The organism is Bradyrhizobium sp. LA6.1 (assembly GCF_040547805.1).
In the GTDB taxonomy this organism is placed as follows: domain Bacteria; phylum Pseudomonadota; class Alphaproteobacteria; order Rhizobiales; family Xanthobacteraceae; genus Bradyrhizobium; species Bradyrhizobium barranii.
Genome location: NZ_JBEPQK010000016.1, coordinates 145186 through 161500 on the forward strand (window position 1 = coordinate 145186; position 16315 = coordinate 161500).

13 protein-coding genes are annotated in these 16315 nt (G+C 62.4%); 10 read left to right on the top strand and 3 right to left on the bottom strand.

Features of this window, described 5'->3' with window-relative positions; translation table 11 throughout:
* The first annotated feature begins 1 nt into the window (after window position 1).
* From ABIB99_RS32030 to ABIB99_RS32065, 8 genes are all read left to right on the top strand, one after another.
* Window positions 2-1210 (top strand): branched-chain amino acid ABC transporter permease, encoded by a 1209-nt coding sequence (locus ABIB99_RS32030; RefSeq protein WP_247307328.1) that lies wholly within the window; start codon window positions 2-4, stop codon window positions 1208-1210.
* On the top strand, window positions 1207-1986 hold the full coding sequence (locus tag ABIB99_RS32035) for an ABC transporter ATP-binding protein (RefSeq protein ID WP_247307331.1): 780 nt from the start codon (window positions 1207-1209) through the stop codon (window positions 1984-1986). Before ABIB99_RS32030 ends, ABIB99_RS32035 begins: the two co-directional genes overlap by 4 nt.
* A complete protein-coding gene (locus ABIB99_RS32040; protein WP_247307334.1) occupies window positions 1983-2717 on the top strand; it encodes an ABC transporter ATP-binding protein in 735 nt (244 codons plus the stop codon). Before ABIB99_RS32035 ends, ABIB99_RS32040 begins: the two co-directional genes overlap by 4 nt.
* A gap of 16 nt (window positions 2718-2733) precedes the next feature.
* Window positions 2734-3789: a phenylacetaldoxime dehydratase family protein gene (locus ABIB99_RS32045; RefSeq protein ID WP_247307337.1), complete on the top strand. Its 1056-nt coding sequence runs from the start codon at window positions 2734-2736 to the stop codon at window positions 3787-3789.
* A 34-nt stretch (window positions 3790-3823) separates the two neighbouring features.
* A complete protein-coding gene (locus ABIB99_RS32050) occupies window positions 3824-4867 on the top strand; it encodes a carbon-nitrogen hydrolase family protein (RefSeq protein ID WP_247307340.1) in 1044 nt (347 codons plus the stop codon).
* A gap of 209 nt (window positions 4868-5076) precedes the next feature.
* Window positions 5077-6231, top strand: a complete 1155-nt coding sequence (locus ABIB99_RS32055; RefSeq protein WP_354179336.1) for a CmpA/NrtA family ABC transporter substrate-binding protein — start codon at window positions 5077-5079, stop codon at window positions 6229-6231.
* Between the two features lie 196 nt (window positions 6232-6427).
* Window positions 6428-7321, top strand: coding sequence for a LysR family transcriptional regulator (locus ABIB99_RS32060; RefSeq protein WP_247307361.1), 894 nt, complete (start codon window positions 6428-6430; stop codon window positions 7319-7321).
* Window positions 7322-7405: 84 nt separating this feature from the next.
* Window positions 7406-8389 (top strand): molybdopterin-dependent oxidoreductase, encoded by a 984-nt coding sequence (locus ABIB99_RS32065; RefSeq protein WP_354179338.1) that lies wholly within the window; start codon window positions 7406-7408, stop codon window positions 8387-8389.
* A gap of 666 nt (window positions 8390-9055) precedes the next feature.
* Here ABIB99_RS32065 and fabF read toward each other — a convergent pair.
* The 3 genes from fabF to ABIB99_RS32080 form a co-directional block, all read right to left on the bottom strand.
* Window positions 9056-10318 (bottom strand): beta-ketoacyl-ACP synthase II, encoded by a 1263-nt coding sequence (gene fabF / locus ABIB99_RS32070; protein WP_247307411.1) that lies wholly within the window; start codon window positions 10316-10318, stop codon window positions 9056-9058.
* Window positions 10319-10406: 88 nt separating this feature from the next.
* The gene (locus tag ABIB99_RS32075; RefSeq protein ID WP_247307367.1) at window positions 10407-11258 is read right to left on the bottom strand and encodes an alpha/beta fold hydrolase; all 852 of its coding nucleotides are present in this window, start codon (window positions 11256-11258) and stop codon (window positions 10407-10409) included.
* Between the two features lie 31 nt (window positions 11259-11289).
* Complete coding sequence (locus tag ABIB99_RS32080) at window positions 11290-11868, bottom strand: TetR/AcrR family transcriptional regulator (RefSeq protein WP_247307369.1); 579 nt, start codon at window positions 11866-11868, stop codon at window positions 11290-11292.
* A 214-nt stretch (window positions 11869-12082) separates the two neighbouring features.
* On the opposite strand from ABIB99_RS32080, the gene ABIB99_RS32085 reads away from it, so the two are divergent.
* Both ABIB99_RS32085 and ABIB99_RS32090 read left to right on the top strand, forming a co-directional pair.
* Window positions 12083-13192, top strand: coding sequence for an efflux RND transporter periplasmic adaptor subunit (locus ABIB99_RS32085; protein WP_247307384.1), 1110 nt, complete (start codon window positions 12083-12085; stop codon window positions 13190-13192).
* Window positions 13192-16302 (top strand): efflux RND transporter permease subunit, encoded by a 3111-nt coding sequence (locus ABIB99_RS32090; RefSeq protein WP_247307386.1) that lies wholly within the window; start codon window positions 13192-13194, stop codon window positions 16300-16302. The genes ABIB99_RS32085 and ABIB99_RS32090 overlap by 1 nt, the downstream gene beginning before the upstream one ends.
* Window positions 16303-16315: the final 13 nt, after the last annotated feature.

Consider the following 16315-nt stretch of genomic DNA (forward strand, 5'->3'; position numbering starts at 1 on the left):
GATGAGCAGTATACCGGCGCCCGCGCCATCCCTGTCCCTGATGATGCGGCTTCAGCGTTTCCCGCGCGCAGTCGCAGCCTTCACCGTGCTGCTTCTTCTCGGAGGTGGAGCGCTTGTGATCCATTCGGAATCGCAGGCGCAGGTGCTCGGCATGCTGGCCGCATTCCTGGTCGCTTTCGCGCTCGCCGACAAATCGGCGGCGGGCAGGGAGATCGCGGCGATCTGCGGCGATTTCAGCGGGTTCGGCAATACGGTCGCGATGATCGGCGCCTTGACGATCGCCGTTGTCTTCAGAGGAGAGCACTATACGCTGTTGATGCTGTCGACGGTCGCCCTGTTCGCGACGGCATGCGTTGGTCTGAACATCCAGCTCGCGTTCGCCGGCATCGTCAATTTCGCCGGGGCCGCCTTCTTCGTGATCGGATCGTACGCGGCCGCTGTGCTCACGACATATCCAGGCCTGCCTCATCTGGCGATCCTGGCGATCAGCGGTCTGGTCACTGGCGCGCTGGGCCTCGTCCTGCTGCTTCCCGTCCTTCGCACGCGCGGACATTACGCGGCGCTGGTGACCATGGCGTTCGGGCTGCTCCTCCGCACCTTCCTCGAAGTGAACGACACCCTCGGGGGACCGCAGGGAATGAAGATCAAGGGCTTTTCGGTCTGGGGCTTCGACTTCAGCCGGACAACATCGATCGGCTCGTGGGAGGTGTCGTTCTACTTTCCTTATGCGATTCTCGCTATCGTCCTGTTCGCGCTTGCGTTCACCTTCGCCAAGCGCCTCGAGGCCTCCTGGATCGGGGTCGCGCTGGATGCCGTCCGCAGCGACGAAACGGCCGCGTCGGTGTTCGGGCTTTCGATCGTGCGCTGGAAGGCCGTCGCGTTCATCCTGGGCAACGCCATCGTGGGCGTCGCCGGTGCCGTCTACGGCATGATGAACGGCTTCGTCACCCCGAACGGAGCGGGTCTGGGCGAATCGCTCCTGATGCTGTCGATCGTCGTGCTCGGCGGGTTGGGAAACATGTGGGGCGCGGTCGTCGCCGCCTGCATCATCATCGTCCTGCCCGAGAAGCTGCAGGCGATCCAGGAGTATCGCCTGCTCATTTTTGCCGTGCTAGTGCTCTGCATCCTGCTCTTCAGACCGCTCGGCATTCTCCCGCGGCCGCTCCGCGACTTTTCCCGCTCTTCCGCGAGGCGGGAGGAGGGGCTGTGACCGGGAGTTTGCTCGTCTGCACCGGACTGACGATGCGTTTCGACGGCCTGGTCGCGCTGGACCGTCTCGATTTCACGCTCGATCGCGGCGAAACCGTAGGTCTCATCGGACCCAACGGCTCCGGCAAGACGACCTTCTTCAACGTCGTGACGGGTCTCTATCGCCCGATTGCGGGAACCGTCCGGTTGGGAGACCTCGATCTCTTTGCCAAATCGCCTCAGACGATCGGGCGAGCAGGCATCGTCCGGACATTCCAGCGATCGCGTCTGATGCTCGAACAGAGCGCGTTCGACAACATCGTGGTCGGCAAACTCTCGTCTCTCGATCTCGGTCTGACGACCAACATTTTCCGCCGTGGACGCTGGCGCGACGAACTCGACGCGTCGATCCACGAGGTTCGGTCGCTGGCCCACCGCTTCAATCCGGTGATCGCTGATCATCTCTTCCAACCCGCCGGCTCGTTCCCGATGATCGACCGGCGCCGCATCGAGATATGCAGGGCCCTGATAGCCAAGCCGCGCGTGCTGCTTCTGGACGAACCGTCGGCGGGCATGACCCACGACGAGACCCGGCAACTGATGAGCGATCTCCTGGCGTTCCGGGCCGAGCTTCCAGAGCTCGCCGTGGTCCTGGTCGAGCATGAGATGGACGTGATCCGCAGGGTATCCGACCGCTGCGTCGTGCTGAATTTCGGCCGCAAGATATTCGAAGGCTCGTTCGACGCGCTGATGGCCGACCGTGACGTGCAGACGGCCTATCTGGGAGAGGACGCATGAGGACCGCTTCCGAGACCTCCCGCAAGCTATCGGTCATCGGCGTCACGGCTGGCTACGACAAGGCCGACGTCCTGAAGAACGTAAACGTGGAGGCAAAGCCCGGTCAGGTCACGTGCATCCTCGGGGCCAACGGCGCCGGCAAGAGCACACTCATTCGGACGATCCTCGGCCTCAACCGGGCGCGGAAAGGCGAGATCTACTTCGGAGGCGATGCGATCGCGCGCATGCCGACCCATCAGATCGCCGCCCTCGGAATAGCGACCGTGCCGGAGGGCAACCGCGTCCTTCCGAAGATGACGGTGTCGGAAAATCTCAAGGTTGGCGGACTGCTCATCCGGGACAATGCGCGCGTCGTGGCCCGGATGGAGGAGCTCTTCGAGACGTTTCCGAGGCTCAGGGAAAGATCCGGCCAGCTCGCTGGCACTTTGTCCGGCGGAGAGCGCTCGATGCTCTCGATCGCCCGCGGCCTGATGACTGACCCGGAACTGATCGTATTGGACGAGCCGTCTCTCGGTCTCTCGCCGCTCTTCGTGTCGGAGGTGTTCGCGATCGTGAAGAGGCTCAAGGCCGCGGGGCTTTCGATCCTGCTGGTCGAGCAGAACGTTCGACAGACGCTGCGGGTCGCGGACTACGGCTACGTACTCGTTCAAGGCCAGGTGATGGCCGAAGGAGATGCCGAGACGCTGATGCAGAATCCCGAACTGCACAGAGCGTATTTCGGCGTCCACTAAGGGAGAGAGCAAGGACATGACCATCCAGATACACGAGCGGGTCAATCCGCTGCGAAAGCCGAAGGGTTTCGAACCGGTCGTCCAGCGATGGTCGACCGCGTTCGTGAATGGTTGCGACGAAATCTGCGTCGCCTTCCATGGGGTACAGGGAAGGTCGGCGGAGGAGGTGCATGCGTCCCCATTCTTCCGGTGGATCGAAAAGGCCCTCGTCCTGCGGAACGGGCCGACCGTCCACGATCACGCGTGGTTCGTCGATCAGAACGGCCTGCACACTCATATCGTGGCCGCATATTGGGTCGACCGGCAGAAGCGCGACGACTGGATGGCCGACCCCCATGTGAAATCCTGGTGGGACGACGACGCGCGCCAGGCCGAACCGACCGGCTATTTTCGCGAGAGCATCACCGTTCCCGTCGACCGGCAGGAGAGCATCTACTGGCTGGACTACCCCGCCGGGCTGATGCGTTCCAAGGAAATCGCGATCTATCCGACGCCTTATTGCGGCTACTACGGCGCGATGCGGGATCGCATTCCGCTGGCTGCGGCCGACAAGCTGGAGTCGCCGATGCCCGATCTGCCGGCTCCGCAGGCGCGGGCGACGAAGGGGGCTCGCTGGCGCATCGTCACGCCGGAAAATCTCGCCATCATCCGGTCGGCGGCCTTCTGGGGGCGCTGCGATCCGTCCCAGACGGAGGACTATATGCGCGAACTGCGCGCTCCTCTTCTGCGCGGCATGGATTTCCTCAAGGAGAGCCCCACGGCCACGGGGTGCGCTTCGCTACGCTTTCAGCAGACATGCGACGTCGCCGGCGAATCTGTGCTCGAGACGCACGCGCTGGGCTACTTCCTGTCGCTCAAGCACATGGAGAACTGGGCGGAGCATCACGCGTCGCACGAAGCGATTTTTTCGGCAGCCATTGCACGCTACCGCAAGTACGGAAAGGCCAACCAGTTGCGAACGTGGCACGAGGTGTTCGTCATTTCGCAGCAGGACAACGTCTTCGAGTACGTCAACTGCGCGCCGGGGACGGGTCTGTCGACCTACTTCGATGGCGAGAAGCTGTCCGCCTGATATTCACGATATACCAATTGAAACGAGAAAAGTCATGTCTTCACCGGTCAAGGTCGCCGCGGTCCATGCCGCTCCCGTGTTTCTCGATAGGGCGGCCACTACGGCGAAAGCCGTTTCGATCATCCGCGAAGCCGTAAAGGCCGGAGCGCAACTGATCGCGTTCCCGGAAACCTACATTCCCGCTTTCCCTGTCTGGGCCGCGCTCTGGGCGCCGATCGACAACCACGATCTCTTCGTGCGCATGGCCGAGCAGTCCGTTGCTGCGAACGGTCCCGAGATCGCCGCCATCCGCAACGAAGCGCGCACGCTTGGCGTCACCATTTCGATGGGGATCAGCGAGAGTTCGCCCGTCAGCGTGGGGCTGATCTGGAACAGCAACATCATCATCGGCCCCGACGGAAGTGTGCTCAATCATCACCGAAAGCTGGTGCCGACCTTCTACGAAAAGCTCGTATGGGCCGCCGGCGACGGTGAGGGTCTCCGGGTCGTCGATACCCCGGTCGGACGCGTCGGAAACCTGATCTGCGGCGAAAACACGAATCCGCTCGCGCGGTACAGCCTGATGGCTCAGGCGGAGCAGGTCCACATTTCGAGTTGGCCGCCCATGTGGCCGACCCGACGGCCCAAAGGCGGAGGAAACTTCAACAACGTCGCCGCCAACCGCATCCGCGCGAGCGCGCACTCGTTCGAGGCGAAAGCGTTCGGCATCGTCACGGCCGGCTACATGGACAACGCGCTGCGCGACTTCCTCATAGAGCGGGATTCGACCGTTGCGGACGTGATCGACGCGACGCCCCGTGCGGTGAGCTTCTTCGTCGATCCGACCGGCGAGGCCTTGGAAGACACGCTGCAGGACGAGGAGGGCATCGCATATGCCGAATTTGATCTGCGCCGCTGCATCGAACCCAAGCAGTTCCACGACGTGGTCGGCTACTACAACCGGTTCGACGTCTTCGATCTGACCGTCAGCCGAAAGCGTCTGATGCCGGCGACGTTCGTCGATGCGCCAACCGCGATTGAGGGGACCGAGATGGGTGAGCGTCTTCAGACGTCTCCCGATATTCAGCCCATGAACTGATCCTCCATCCGGATGGATCGCGATAGGAGGAGGCCGCATTGAGCAACAGAGTTCGCGATCGACTATCCGGGATCCGAAGCTGCTTCTGCTGCAGTCGGGGCGACGCGTCCCGTACGACGGTCGAAACGGCAGTAGCGGACGGGATCGAGCAGTCGCTCCTGCACGCCTTGTTTCCGGAGCCGGTTCTGCGACGGCAGCTTCTGAAATCGGTGGGCGCCGCGACCCTTCTCGGTGCCCTCGGCAGCATCCTCCCGTTATCGACCCTGCAAGCGATTGCGCAGGAGAAGAAACCGCTCGAAAAGACGAAACTCAACGTCGGCTTCCTGGCCATCACCTGCGCGGCGCCGCTGATCTACGGCGAGCAGATCGGTTCCTACGCCAAGGAAGGTCTCGAGGTCTCGCTGCAGAAGATCGCCGGCATTGCCCTGATCAGGGACAAGATGGTGAACGGCGAGCTCGATGTCTCGCAGCAGGTCATGCCCGTGCCCCTGACCATGACGGCGGGTCTCGGCGGAAACCAGCAATCGATCAAGGTTCTGACCATTCTGAACCAGAACGGCAACTCGCTCGTTCTCGCGATGAAACACAAGGACAATCGCGATCCGAGGAATTGGAAGGGGATGACCTTTGCCATCCCCTTCGACCAGAGCCATCAGGCACTGCAGTTGCGCAATTATCTCGCCGCCCACGGACTAGATCCCGACAACGACGTGAAATATCGCGTGGTGCCGCCGACGGAATACGTTTCGAATCTGCGGGTCGGCAGCATTGATGGTTTCTTCGGCGGCGAGCCGGGCGGCCAGCGTGCCGTGTTCGAGGGGGCAGGCTTCATCCACCTCATTTCGCGCGAAATATGGGACGGGCACCCGTGCTGCGCGGTATCGGCGGCGGAAAGCTGGATAACGCAGAACCCGAACACCTTCATGGCCTTCTACCGGGCGATCGTTGCGGCCAGCCTTCACGTCTCCGACGACCGAAACCGTGCCGGGATGGCGAAAGTGCTGTCGCAGCCGCAGTACCTGAACGCGCCCGAGGTCGTCATCGACCAAGTCATCACGGGGCGGTACGCGGACGGGTTGGGAGCGATCAAGGAGGATCCGAAGCGCGTCGATTATCGGCCATTCCCGCAATACTCGGCCGCCGTTTGGCTGATGACGCAGTTGAAGCGGTGGAAGATGCTCAAGGAGGACATCGACTACAAGGCTCTTGCAGAGAAGGTGATGCTGGCGACCGACGCGGCGCAGATCCTCAAGGAGGACGGTGTCGATACTCCGCCGATCGCGTTCGGCAAGGAGCGGATTTTAGGTCGCGAGTTCGATTCCGCGAAACCGGAGGAATACCTGGCGACTCTGCAAAAGACGTGAGGGACGGCCGTTCCGGAAGTCTAACTACGTCTGACGGAGGGACTTTGGACGCGGAGATTGCCGAAACGATGGTCTCGGGAGCCGTGGGGGAGGCCATTGGCCGCGGTCCGATGGGAGGCTAGGATGTCGATATCGTCGGCTGGCCCGGATTTTGTCGGGACGCCTATTCGAGTGGATCGGGGCACGGGCGGCCGCATTGTTCGATTGGAACGATCTCGTATTCTTTCTAGAGCTTGCCCGACAGGGGCGGCTGGCACCCGTCGCCCGTCGGTTGAAGGTCGATCATACGACGGTGAGCCGCCGAATCGCGGAGCTCGAGAAGGATCTCGCCGTCAAGCTCTTCGACCGCAACCGGGACGGCTTTGTGCTGACGGAGCGGGGACATCGTCTGTTCGACATTGCCGAGCGCATCGAACAGGAGGCCTCGGCCGTCGAGCCGGCGATGGGAGCGGACAATGCGACCGCAGCGGGCAGGGTCCGCGTCGTGACGATGGAGGGTATCGGGGCCTTCTTCCTCTCCCAGCGCTTCGCCGAGCTCTCGGTTCAGAGTCCGGGCATTACCGTCGAACTGGTGACCGAGCGGCACATCATCAGCCTCACCAAACGCGAAGCGGACATCTTTATCAGCTTCGTGCATCCCACAGGAGCGAAACTCGAGGTCAAGAAGCTCGGATCGTTCCGCCTGGCGCTCTACGCCAATCAAGGCTATCTCGATCAACGCGGCACTCCGAGGGACCGGGACGAACTGGCGGCCCATACCTTTGTGGACTACGTGGAGGATCTGATCGCGATTCAGCCCGTCCACTGGCTCCTCGATGTATTGGATCCCACAAACGTCGCTTTCAGGTCGTCGAGCATGCACGCGCAGCAGCAGGCCATCGCCGCGGGAGCCGGCATCGGATTGTTGCCCCTGTTCTCCGCAAAGACCGATCCCAGGCTGATCCCGGTCCTTCCCGATCAGGTGAAGGTCTATCGGGACGTCTTCCACTCGGTCCACGAAGACCTGCAGTTCCTTGCGCGCGTCCGGACCGTGAGCCGTCACCTGTCGCGCATCTTCGAACGGGACAACGCCTACCTGAACGAGTTCTAGTCTTGTTGTCGATGCGGCCGCTTCTTTTTCGGACGGTCGCCGACCGGCATCACTCTCACGGCTCCGTCGCTCCGGAAAAGTCCGATGTCTGACGCGTTCGCGTACAAGGTCAAAGGCTTCTTCGGGCGAATCCCGTCCGAACCCCACAAGCTGACCGAGCGGACGACGCCGACGAAAGACTGCATCGTTCTCTGTCATCTGGGCGTCTTGGAGGTCAGCAACGGCAATGCGTGGGAGATCGAGATCACGGGCATGGTCGGCCGCCCGATGCGCCTCACCGTGAACGATCTCAAACGGATGCCGAAGGTGACCATCGCCTCGGTGCACCAATGCGCTGGAAGCCCGTTGGATCCGGACAAGCCGACGCAGCGCGTCTGCAACGTGACCTGGGGCGGCGTGCGTCTGGACGATGTCCTCCGTCTCGTCGAGCCGGACCCGGGGGCGGCCTTTGTCTGGTCCATCGGTGCGGACGCGGGCGAATTCGGCAGCGTGGATTGCGGGCACTACATAAAGGATCTCCCTCGCTCGCGCGTCGGAGTCGACGTCCTCTTGGCCTACGAGATGAACGGCGAGCGCCTTTTGCCGGAGCATGGTCATCCGCTGCGGCTCGTCGTGCCGGGGTTCTACGGGACCAACAGCGTGAAATGGCTGCGAAGGATCGAGCTTCGCAAGGAGCGCGCTCCTGGTCCCTTCACGACGCGTTGGTACAACGACGTCGTCGCCGAAGGCGTGACGCGCCCGGTCTGGAACATCGCCCCGCAATCGGTGATCGTGTGGCCTGCGCCCGGGACTTCGCTCGAGCGGGGGGCAGTCGTTCGGGCATGGGGTTGGGCGTGGGCGGATGGCGGCGTGGCCGGCGTGAAGATCAGCCTGGATGAGGGGCTTTCCTGGAAGGCCTGCGCCGTCGAAAAGCCTACCGGCCATTCGTGGACGCAATTCATGTGCGACTTCGAGGCGGCGGCGGGACAACAAAGCATCGTTTCCCGCGCGACCTCCCGTTCCGGCGAGAGTCAGCCGGACGCCGGAAAGAGAAATGCTCTCTATCGCGTTCCTTTCACGGTCGTATGAGACCTATTACGCTTCGCGTCGCCGCAGACGCCGGGCCGCTCGACGCGGGCCGAAAGAAGTGCGCTCCAGCGATCGGCGCGCCATTACTGGTAAGAAAGGCGGCGGCTGACTTAGGTTTGGTCGCAAATGGAGTCAGTCAGTTGGCCAACTGATAAGGTAATATGCGAAAGCTTATCAGTCAGGCAGCGACCGGTCTCGCGACTGCACTCGGTCCCGGGTCCCGCCGCTACGCGTCGGCGTGACAGTCTTGCGGTGCCTTTGTCATGCGAGCTTCCGCAAGGCGGCGTGTTTTATTGATGGGGATGGCGGTAGTCGAACCTGCAACCAGACCGCAATGAGCGGCCGGAAAAGAGATGCTTCCTTTGATTTTTCTGCATTTTTTGTGATGTTTGGCGGCGTTCGTCGCTCTTGGTTAGGTTGTTTCTGGTGCGAAACTGGTGCGGCTGGCTTAACCTTCAATCCATCGGCCCAAAAGCATGGCTCATGTTTTATTCAAGTCTAGCGTCACAAACCTCCACCGTAGGTTCGACTTCCACTCTCTCCGCCATTTGCACGATTTTGTGCGCCAACCTACGATCTTCTACGATCCTAACCGGCGCCGTCGAGCGCCTATGAGGCCGTGTCGGCCATCTCCTGGATCGTTCCCACGCGAGTTGATTGACCCCCTCATTGCCAACGTCGAAAGATGACGCTCGCGTTGACACCCCCGAAGCCGAATCCGTTGGAAATCGCATGCTCCATCGGCATGCGCCTTGCCTCGCGGGCCACGATGTCGACGCCCTCGGCCGCCGTGTCCGCATTGTCGAGATTGAGAGTGGGCGGCGCCACTTGGTCCCGCAGCGCGAGGATCGTGAAGATTGCTTCGGCTCCGCCGGCTGCGCCGAGCAGATGACCCGTTGCCGATTTGGTGGCGCTCACGGCAATTTTTCCGTCGCGGCCGAACACGGCTTTGATCGCTTCCAGTTCGGAAACGTCGCCAACCGGCGTCGAGGTGGAATGGGCGTTGAGGTGCTGGATATCACCGGGCCTGAGGCTAGCCTGCCGCAACGCCCCTTCCATGGCACGGCGCGCGCCGTCGCCGTCTTCGGGTCCTGACGTGATGTGGTAGGCATCGGCCGTCGTGCCATAGCCGACGATTTCGGCGAGCGGTTTGGCGCCGCGGCGGATCGCATGCTCCAATTCTTCAATGACGAGGATACCGGCACCTTCGCCCATGACGAAGCCATCGCGGTCGCGATCGAACGGGCGGGAAGCACGCGCTGGCGTTTCGTTGAAGCTTGTCGAAAGCGCGCGGGCAGCGGCGAAGCCGCCGAGGCTCACGAGATCGATGCAGGCTTCCGAGCCGCCGCAAACCGAAACGTCGGCTTCTCCGGCCCGGATGAGGCGTGCGGCATCGCCGATCGCTTGCACGCTTGCGGCGCAGGCTGTGACTGGTGTACCGACCGGCCCCTTGAAGCCATAGCGGATCGAGATATGACCGGCCGCGAGATTTGCGAGGAAGGACGGAACGGTGAAGGGCGAGAGGCGCCTCACGCCGCGCTGATCGGTGGTGCGAACCGCCTCGACGATTGCCGGGAAGCCTCCGATGCCCGATGCGATCACGGTTGCGGTGCGCTCCATGGAATGCGCGTCTGAAGGAATCCAGGCTGCCTGTGCAATGGCCTCGGACGCGGCGGCGAGGGCGAACAGGATGAAGCGATCCATCCTCCGCTGATCCTTGGGAGGAACGACCATGTCCGGATCGAAGCCTCCATCTGGGTCGTCGGTCTTCGTCGGAACGATTCCAGCGACTCGTGCGGGAAGGACGGCCGCCCATTCAGGGAGCGTGGCGAGTCCCGAGCGAGCCGAGAGCAACCGCGACCATGCTAGCTCACTGCCACAGCCCAGCGGTGATACCAATCCCACTCCCGTAACGACGATGCGACGCATGATCATATGACCTTCGAGGGGCTAGGCTCCGCCAGCTCTGCCAAAAGTGCCTGAAATAGCCGCGCACTCCTGTGTTTGATCATTGAGGTCATTCCGTCGCCAGTATCACGCGAGCCAGCTCCGACGGATTCTCGACAGCTGAGAAGTGGCCGGTATTTTCCAGCGTCACCATCTGCGCGGCAGGGATCAGCGACCGCGTGCGTTCGCGCTCATCTGTTCGAGACCAGTCGCTATCGCCATAAATGAGCGTCACTGGCGCCGAGATCTGCCGATAGTAATCCCGTGCTTTGCTCCAGGATCGCCAGCCTGCCAGCACCTTGCGTGCGATCCGCTTGTATCCCGGGCGGTGGGCTACTTCATCGAACTCAGCGAGCAGATCGGCCGGTAGTTTGCGGGGGTCGTGATATCCGCCGCCCATGATCTTGCCGAGGATCATCCTGTTTTCGAGCGAAGCATTGATCGCGCCAAGCACCGGGATCTGCAAACTTCCGATGATGAAATTTGCGAACCAGTTGCCCCGTCGAATACCGTCACCATAGCGGGTCTCGTAGTCGTATGGGTTGATCGCAAAGACACGCTTCATCCGCTGCGGAAGCGACGCCGCCACCGTGAGGGCCAATGCGCCGCCGATCGACTCGCCGACGACCGTGAGTGCCGAGAGGTCTAGTTCCTCGATGAAGCGAATGACGGCCTGCCTGAAGTCGGGTTCGTCGAAGCTCGCGCTCGGATCTATTGGTGAGTGGCCGTGGCCCGGGAGGTCAATGGCGTACACCGTGTGCGATCTGGCGAGTAGGGGCGCAAGACTGCGGAAATATTCGAGCTGCGTCCGGATCGTATGTATGAGGAGCAGCGGAGGCCCGCTGCCGGTCTTTTGAAAGCGTACGCTTAGCGTATCCGATATCTTCAGCAAACTTGGCTTGGCTTCAGTCATGCTGAGCATTCGATCTCTCCGTGCTTTGAAGGGCGCGCTTTCAAGCGGAAGCGGCGTCGCGAACCTGTTCGGCCGCGGCATCCAAAAGCGCTTGAGCCAGATCGGGGTCGTTGACGACGCGCGATAGCGTCACCGCGCCGACCATCGTCGCGAGAATGGCCATGGCCTTGCCGCGGGAGGCCTCGTCGCCGGTTCCTGCGAGGAAGCGGCCGAGCACGTCGAGGTGCGCCTTGATTCCCGCTTCGAATTCCGCCTTCACGTCGGGGCCCTGTCGGGCGGCATCTGAACCGAGCGCCACGATGGGGCAGCCGTCCATCTTTTCTCCGCGATGGTCGCCGCTGAGGTAAAACGCGATCACCGCGCCAAGTGGATCATCAGGATTTGCCGCGGCCGCGTCCGACCATCGGCCGGACGCGCTCTCCAATGCCCGCCTGGACGCCTCTACCGCCAAATCCTCTTTTGAGCTGAACTGCTTGTAGAAGGCGCCTTGGGTTAGCCCGGCCCCCTCCATCAGATCCTTGAGGCCGATGCCATCAAAACCGCGCTCCCTGAAGAGGCGGCTCGCCACATTGATCACGGCTTGGCGGTTCTCCGCGGCTTGAATGCGACTCACCCGCATCTTGGACCTCCATTTGGATTTCGGTCGAACTCTATAACTCAGATAGAGTGCGAACGCAATCTAACAAGCGGCGCGGCGCTGAATCCGACGTTTCCGGGTAGAAAAGACCGGCTTTCCCAGATCACATTCCCGTCAGCGCCCCAATTTAGATTGCGATCGAGCTCTAAATTGCCTATTAGAGTTCGATCGAACTCTAAGCGGCTGGGAGATGGCAATGAAAAAGAGCAGACTTTTGGTCTTGGCAGGTATCGCGATCGCCGCGTCCGGAGCAGCCGTCATCGCTACTCTTGTCATTCCCGCCCACGAAGCTTCCGCGGCGCGCGACCCGAGGCAGGAACCGCCGATGGTCAGCCTGGTAACGGCCGCGCGGGTGAGCGGATCCGAACGCGGTTTCACCGGGACCATAGGCGCGAGGGTGGAAAGCAATCTGGGTTTTCGCGTCGCCGGCAAGATCGTTGAGCGGCTTGTGAACGTCGGCGAGCAGGTAAAAGCCGGTCAGCCGCTGATGCGGATCGACGAAACCGACCTCCGCCTTGCGCTTACGGCGAAGCGCAACGCCGTCGCCGTCGCGCGTGCGTCTGTCGTTCAGACCGACGCCGATGAGCGGCGATACGCAAACCTCGTGAACGACGGATGGACTTCCAAGCAGCGCTACGAGCAGGCGAAGGCCGCGTCGGATACAGCCAATGCGCAACTCGCCGCGGCTGAAGCCGAAGCTCGGGTCGCCGAGAATCAGGCGACCTATTCCGTCCTGATGGCGGACGCCGACGGAACGGTCACCCAAACGCTTGGTGAGCCGGGACAAGTAGTCTCCGCCGGCCAGACCGTCGTTCGGCTTGCCCAGGCCGGCCCCCGCGAAGCGGTGGTCGCGCTTCCCGAAACCATCCGTCCGGCGATCGGCTCGGTGGCCGAAGCCAGCATGTATGGGAGCGATGGCCGCCGCTACACGGCACATCTCCGGCAGTTGTCGGATTCCGCCGATGCCCAGACCCGCACCTATGAGGCCCGCTATGTGCTCGACGGTGAGGCCGCCGCGGCCCCGCTTGGAGCGACCGTCACCATTCGGCTTGCGAGCAAGGAGACGCAGCCGGAAGTCCAGGTGCCGCTAGGGGCTGTGCTCGACGACGGACGAACGACCGGCGTTTGGGTCTTCGACAGCGCTGCCTCGACCGTACACTTCCGGCCCGTCAAGCTCACACGCCTGACCAGCGAATCCGCCGTGATCTCCGGATTGAGCTCTGATGATCGGGTTGTTTCTCTCGGCGCTCATCTCCTGCAGGAGGGCGCTCGCGTCAGGACTGCGTCCGAAAACAGGAGCAACTGATGAGCTTCAATCTTTCCGCGATCGCCGTTCGCGAACGAGCCGTCACCCTGTTCTTCATCATCCTGCTGGCCGCCGCGGGCGCCTATGCCTTCCTCATGCTTGGGCGGGCGGAGGACCCCTCCTTTACCATCAAGACCCTGACGGTCACCACCGTTTGGCCGGGCGCGACGGCACGCGAGATTCAGGACCAGGTCGCCGAGCCCCTGGAGAAGCGGCTTCAGGAACTGACCTGGTACGACCGGGTGGAGACGACCACGCGGCCCGGTTATGCGTACATGACGGTTACGCTCAAGGACAGCACGCCGCCATCGAGCGTGCAGGAGGAGTTCTACCAGGCCCGCAAGAAGCTGGGAGATGAAGCGCGCAAGCTGCCCTCTGGCGTGCTCGGCCCCTTCGTCAACGACGAATATTCCGACGTGAGCTTCGCCCTTTATGCCCTCAAGGCGAAGGCCATGCCGATGCGCGAACTCGCCAGGCAAGCCGAGACCATTCGGCAGGATCTCCTGCACGTGCCCGGCGTCAAGAAGATCAACATCCTCGGTGAACGTCCCGAACAGATATTCATCGAGTTTTCCTATGCCAAACTGACAACCCTCGGCGTATCGGCACCGGATATTGTTGCCGCCCTGCAGCGGCAGAACACGGTCACACCGGCGGGCTCGATCGACACCAAGGGACCGCAGGTCTTCATCCGGGTCGATGGCGCTTATGACAGCGTACAGGCGATCGCCGACACGCCGATCGTCGCTGCCGGTCGGACGCTGAAACTCTCCGACATCGCCGAAGTCCGCCGCGGTTACGAGGATCCTCCTACCTACCTCATCCGACACCAGGGCGAGCCCGCCGTCATGCTGGCTGCGGTTATGCAAGAGGGCTGGGATGGCCTCGCGCTCGGCAAGGCGCTGGAAGCGAGGTCCGCAGCTATCTCTCGCACGCTGCCGCTCGGGATGACGCTGGCCAAGGTCAGCGACCAGGCCGTCAACATCACCTCGGCGGTTGACGAATTCATGATGAAGTTCGCGATGGCGCTCGGCGTCGTGCTGCTGGTGAGCCTGCTCAGCCTCGGCTGGCGCGTCGGCATCGTTGTCGCGGCCGCCGTCCCTCTGACGCTCGCCGTCGTGTTCCTCATCATGCTGGAGACCGGCCGGTTCTTCGATCGTATCACGCTCGGCGCCCTCATCCTGGCGCTTGGTCTTCTCGTCGACGATGCCATCATCGCCATCGAGGTGATGGTGGTGAAAATGGAAGAGGGCATGGATCGCCTATCGGCGGCGGCTTATGCGTGGAGCCACACTGCGGCACCCATGCTGTCCGGGACACTCGTGACGGTCGCCGGGTTCCTGCCGGTGGGCTTTGCCCGCTCGACGGCCGGCGAATACGCCGGCAACATCTTCTGGGTCGTGGGATTCGCCCTCATCGTCTCCTGGATCGTCGCGGTGATCTTCACGCCCTATCTCGGCGTCAAGATGCTGCCCGCTATCAAGCCGATCGAAGGCGGTCACCACGCGATTTACGGCACACCGAACTATCGGCGCCTGAGAGGGCTCATCACCTTCGCCGTGCGCCACAAGTTCGTAACCAGCGGCATCGTCGCCATCGCTTTCGCGGTTTCCGTCGTGGGCATGGGCGCCGTCAAGCAGCAGTTCTTCCCGACGTCCGACCGCCCCGAAGTGCTGGTGGAGGTTCGCCTGCCGGAAGGCACCAGCATCGAGACGACGACCGCTACAGTCGAGAAGCTCGAACGCTGGCTGCACGACCAGTCGGAGGCCAAGATCGTCACGAGCTATGTCGGTCAGGGCGCTCCCCGATTCTTCTTCGCGATGGCGCCGGAGCTGCCTGACCCGGCCTTCGCCAAGGTCGTCGTACTTACACCGGATGCGGAGGCGCGCGAGGCCTTGAAGCAACGGCTCCGAGAGGCGGTGTCACAGGGCCTTGCACTTGAGGCCAATGTGCGCGTCACCCAGCTCGTGTTCGGACCCTATACGCCGTTCCCGGTGGAGTTTCGGGTGATGGGGCCTGATCCCGCGCAATTGTACGCCATCTCTCAAAAGGCCCTCGCTGTCATGCGCGGCGTACCCGATGTGCGGCAAGCGAACCGCGATTGGGGCAATCGCACGCCCGTGCTCCGCTTCATCCCGGATCAAGATCGACTGAACCTCATCGGCCTTTCGCCAGCCGAGGTGGGCCGGCAACTCCAGTTCCTGCTCACTGGCGTCACGGTCACGCAGGTCCGCGAGGACATTCGCAATGTCCCCATCGTGGCACGCAGCGCCGGCGGCGAGCGGCTGGATCCGACGCGTCTGGCGGACTTCTCACTGATGAGCAGGGACGGCCGCCAGATCCCGCTCGACCAGGTCGGCCATTCGGAAATCCGATTTGAAGAGCCGATCATGAAGCGCCGCGATCGCACACCCCTCGTCACGATTCGCTCTGACATCAATGAGGCGACCCAACCTCCGGAGGTCTCCAAGGAGATCAAGACCGCCCTTCAGCCGCTGATCGCTTCGCTTCCGGCCGGCTATCGTATCGAACTGGGTGGATCGATCGAGGAGGCAACCAAGGCCAATGACGCATTGGCGACGATCTTTCCCGCCATGATCGCCGCCATGCTGATCGTCATCATGCTGCAGGTGCGATCGTTCTCGACGATGGCCATGGTCGTGCTGACGGGACCGCTGGGCCTCGTCGGCGTCGTGCCGGTGCTGCTCGCCTTCAACCAGCCCTTCGGATTCAATGCCATTTTGGGCCTGATAGGACTGGCGGGCATCCTGATGCGGAATACGCTGATCCTGACCGAACAAATCAAGGAGAACCGTGCTGCCGGCCTCGATGACTATCACGCCGTCATCGAGGCCACGGTGCAACGCACGCGGCCGGTGATTCTGACCGCGCTCGCTGCTGTGCTGGCCTTCATCCCCCTCACGCATTCCGTGTTCTGGGGATCGATGGCCTACACGTTGATCGGCGGCACGGCGGTCGGGACGGTCCTGATTCTGCTGTTCCTTCCCGCACTTTATGCTGCGTGGTTTCGGATCAAGCCCACTGCAGATCAGGTCCATCAGAACTCGACGGAGGAACGGGAATTACGACCAGCATTGGCTGCCGAATAAGGCTCCGTCCAAT

What these genes read in the sequence shown, in the direction of transcription:
- ABIB99_RS32040 (WP_247307334.1), top strand. Translation starts at nt 1,983, where the DNA reads ATGAGGACCGCTTCCGAGACCTCCCGCAAGCTATCGGTCATCGGCGTC.
- ABIB99_RS32080 (WP_247307369.1), bottom strand. Translation starts at nt 11,868, where the DNA reads ATGCGGGTGAGTCGCATTCAAGCCGCGGAGAACCGCCAAGCCGTGATC.
- ABIB99_RS32085 (WP_247307384.1), top strand. Translation starts at nt 12,083, where the DNA reads ATGAAAAAGAGCAGACTTTTGGTCTTGGCAGGTATCGCGATCGCCGCG.
- ABIB99_RS32045 (WP_247307337.1), top strand. Translation starts at nt 2,734, where the DNA reads ATGACCATCCAGATACACGAGCGGGTCAATCCGCTGCGAAAGCCGAAG.
- ABIB99_RS32065 (WP_354179338.1), top strand. Translation starts at nt 7,406, where the DNA reads ATGTCTGACGCGTTCGCGTACAAGGTCAAAGGCTTCTTCGGGCGAATC.
- ABIB99_RS32075 (WP_247307367.1), bottom strand. Translation starts at nt 11,258, where the DNA reads ATGCTCAGCATGACTGAAGCCAAGCCAAGTTTGCTGAAGATATCGGAT.
- fabF (WP_247307411.1), bottom strand. Translation starts at nt 10,318, where the DNA reads ATGCGTCGCATCGTCGTTACGGGAGTGGGATTGGTATCACCGCTGGGC.
- ABIB99_RS32090 (WP_247307386.1), top strand. Translation starts at nt 13,192, where the DNA reads ATGAGCTTCAATCTTTCCGCGATCGCCGTTCGCGAACGAGCCGTCACC.
- ABIB99_RS32030 (WP_247307328.1), top strand. Translation starts at nt 2, where the DNA reads ATGAGCAGTATACCGGCGCCCGCGCCATCCCTGTCCCTGATGATGCGG.
- ABIB99_RS32050 (WP_247307340.1), top strand. Translation starts at nt 3,824, where the DNA reads ATGTCTTCACCGGTCAAGGTCGCCGCGGTCCATGCCGCTCCCGTGTTT.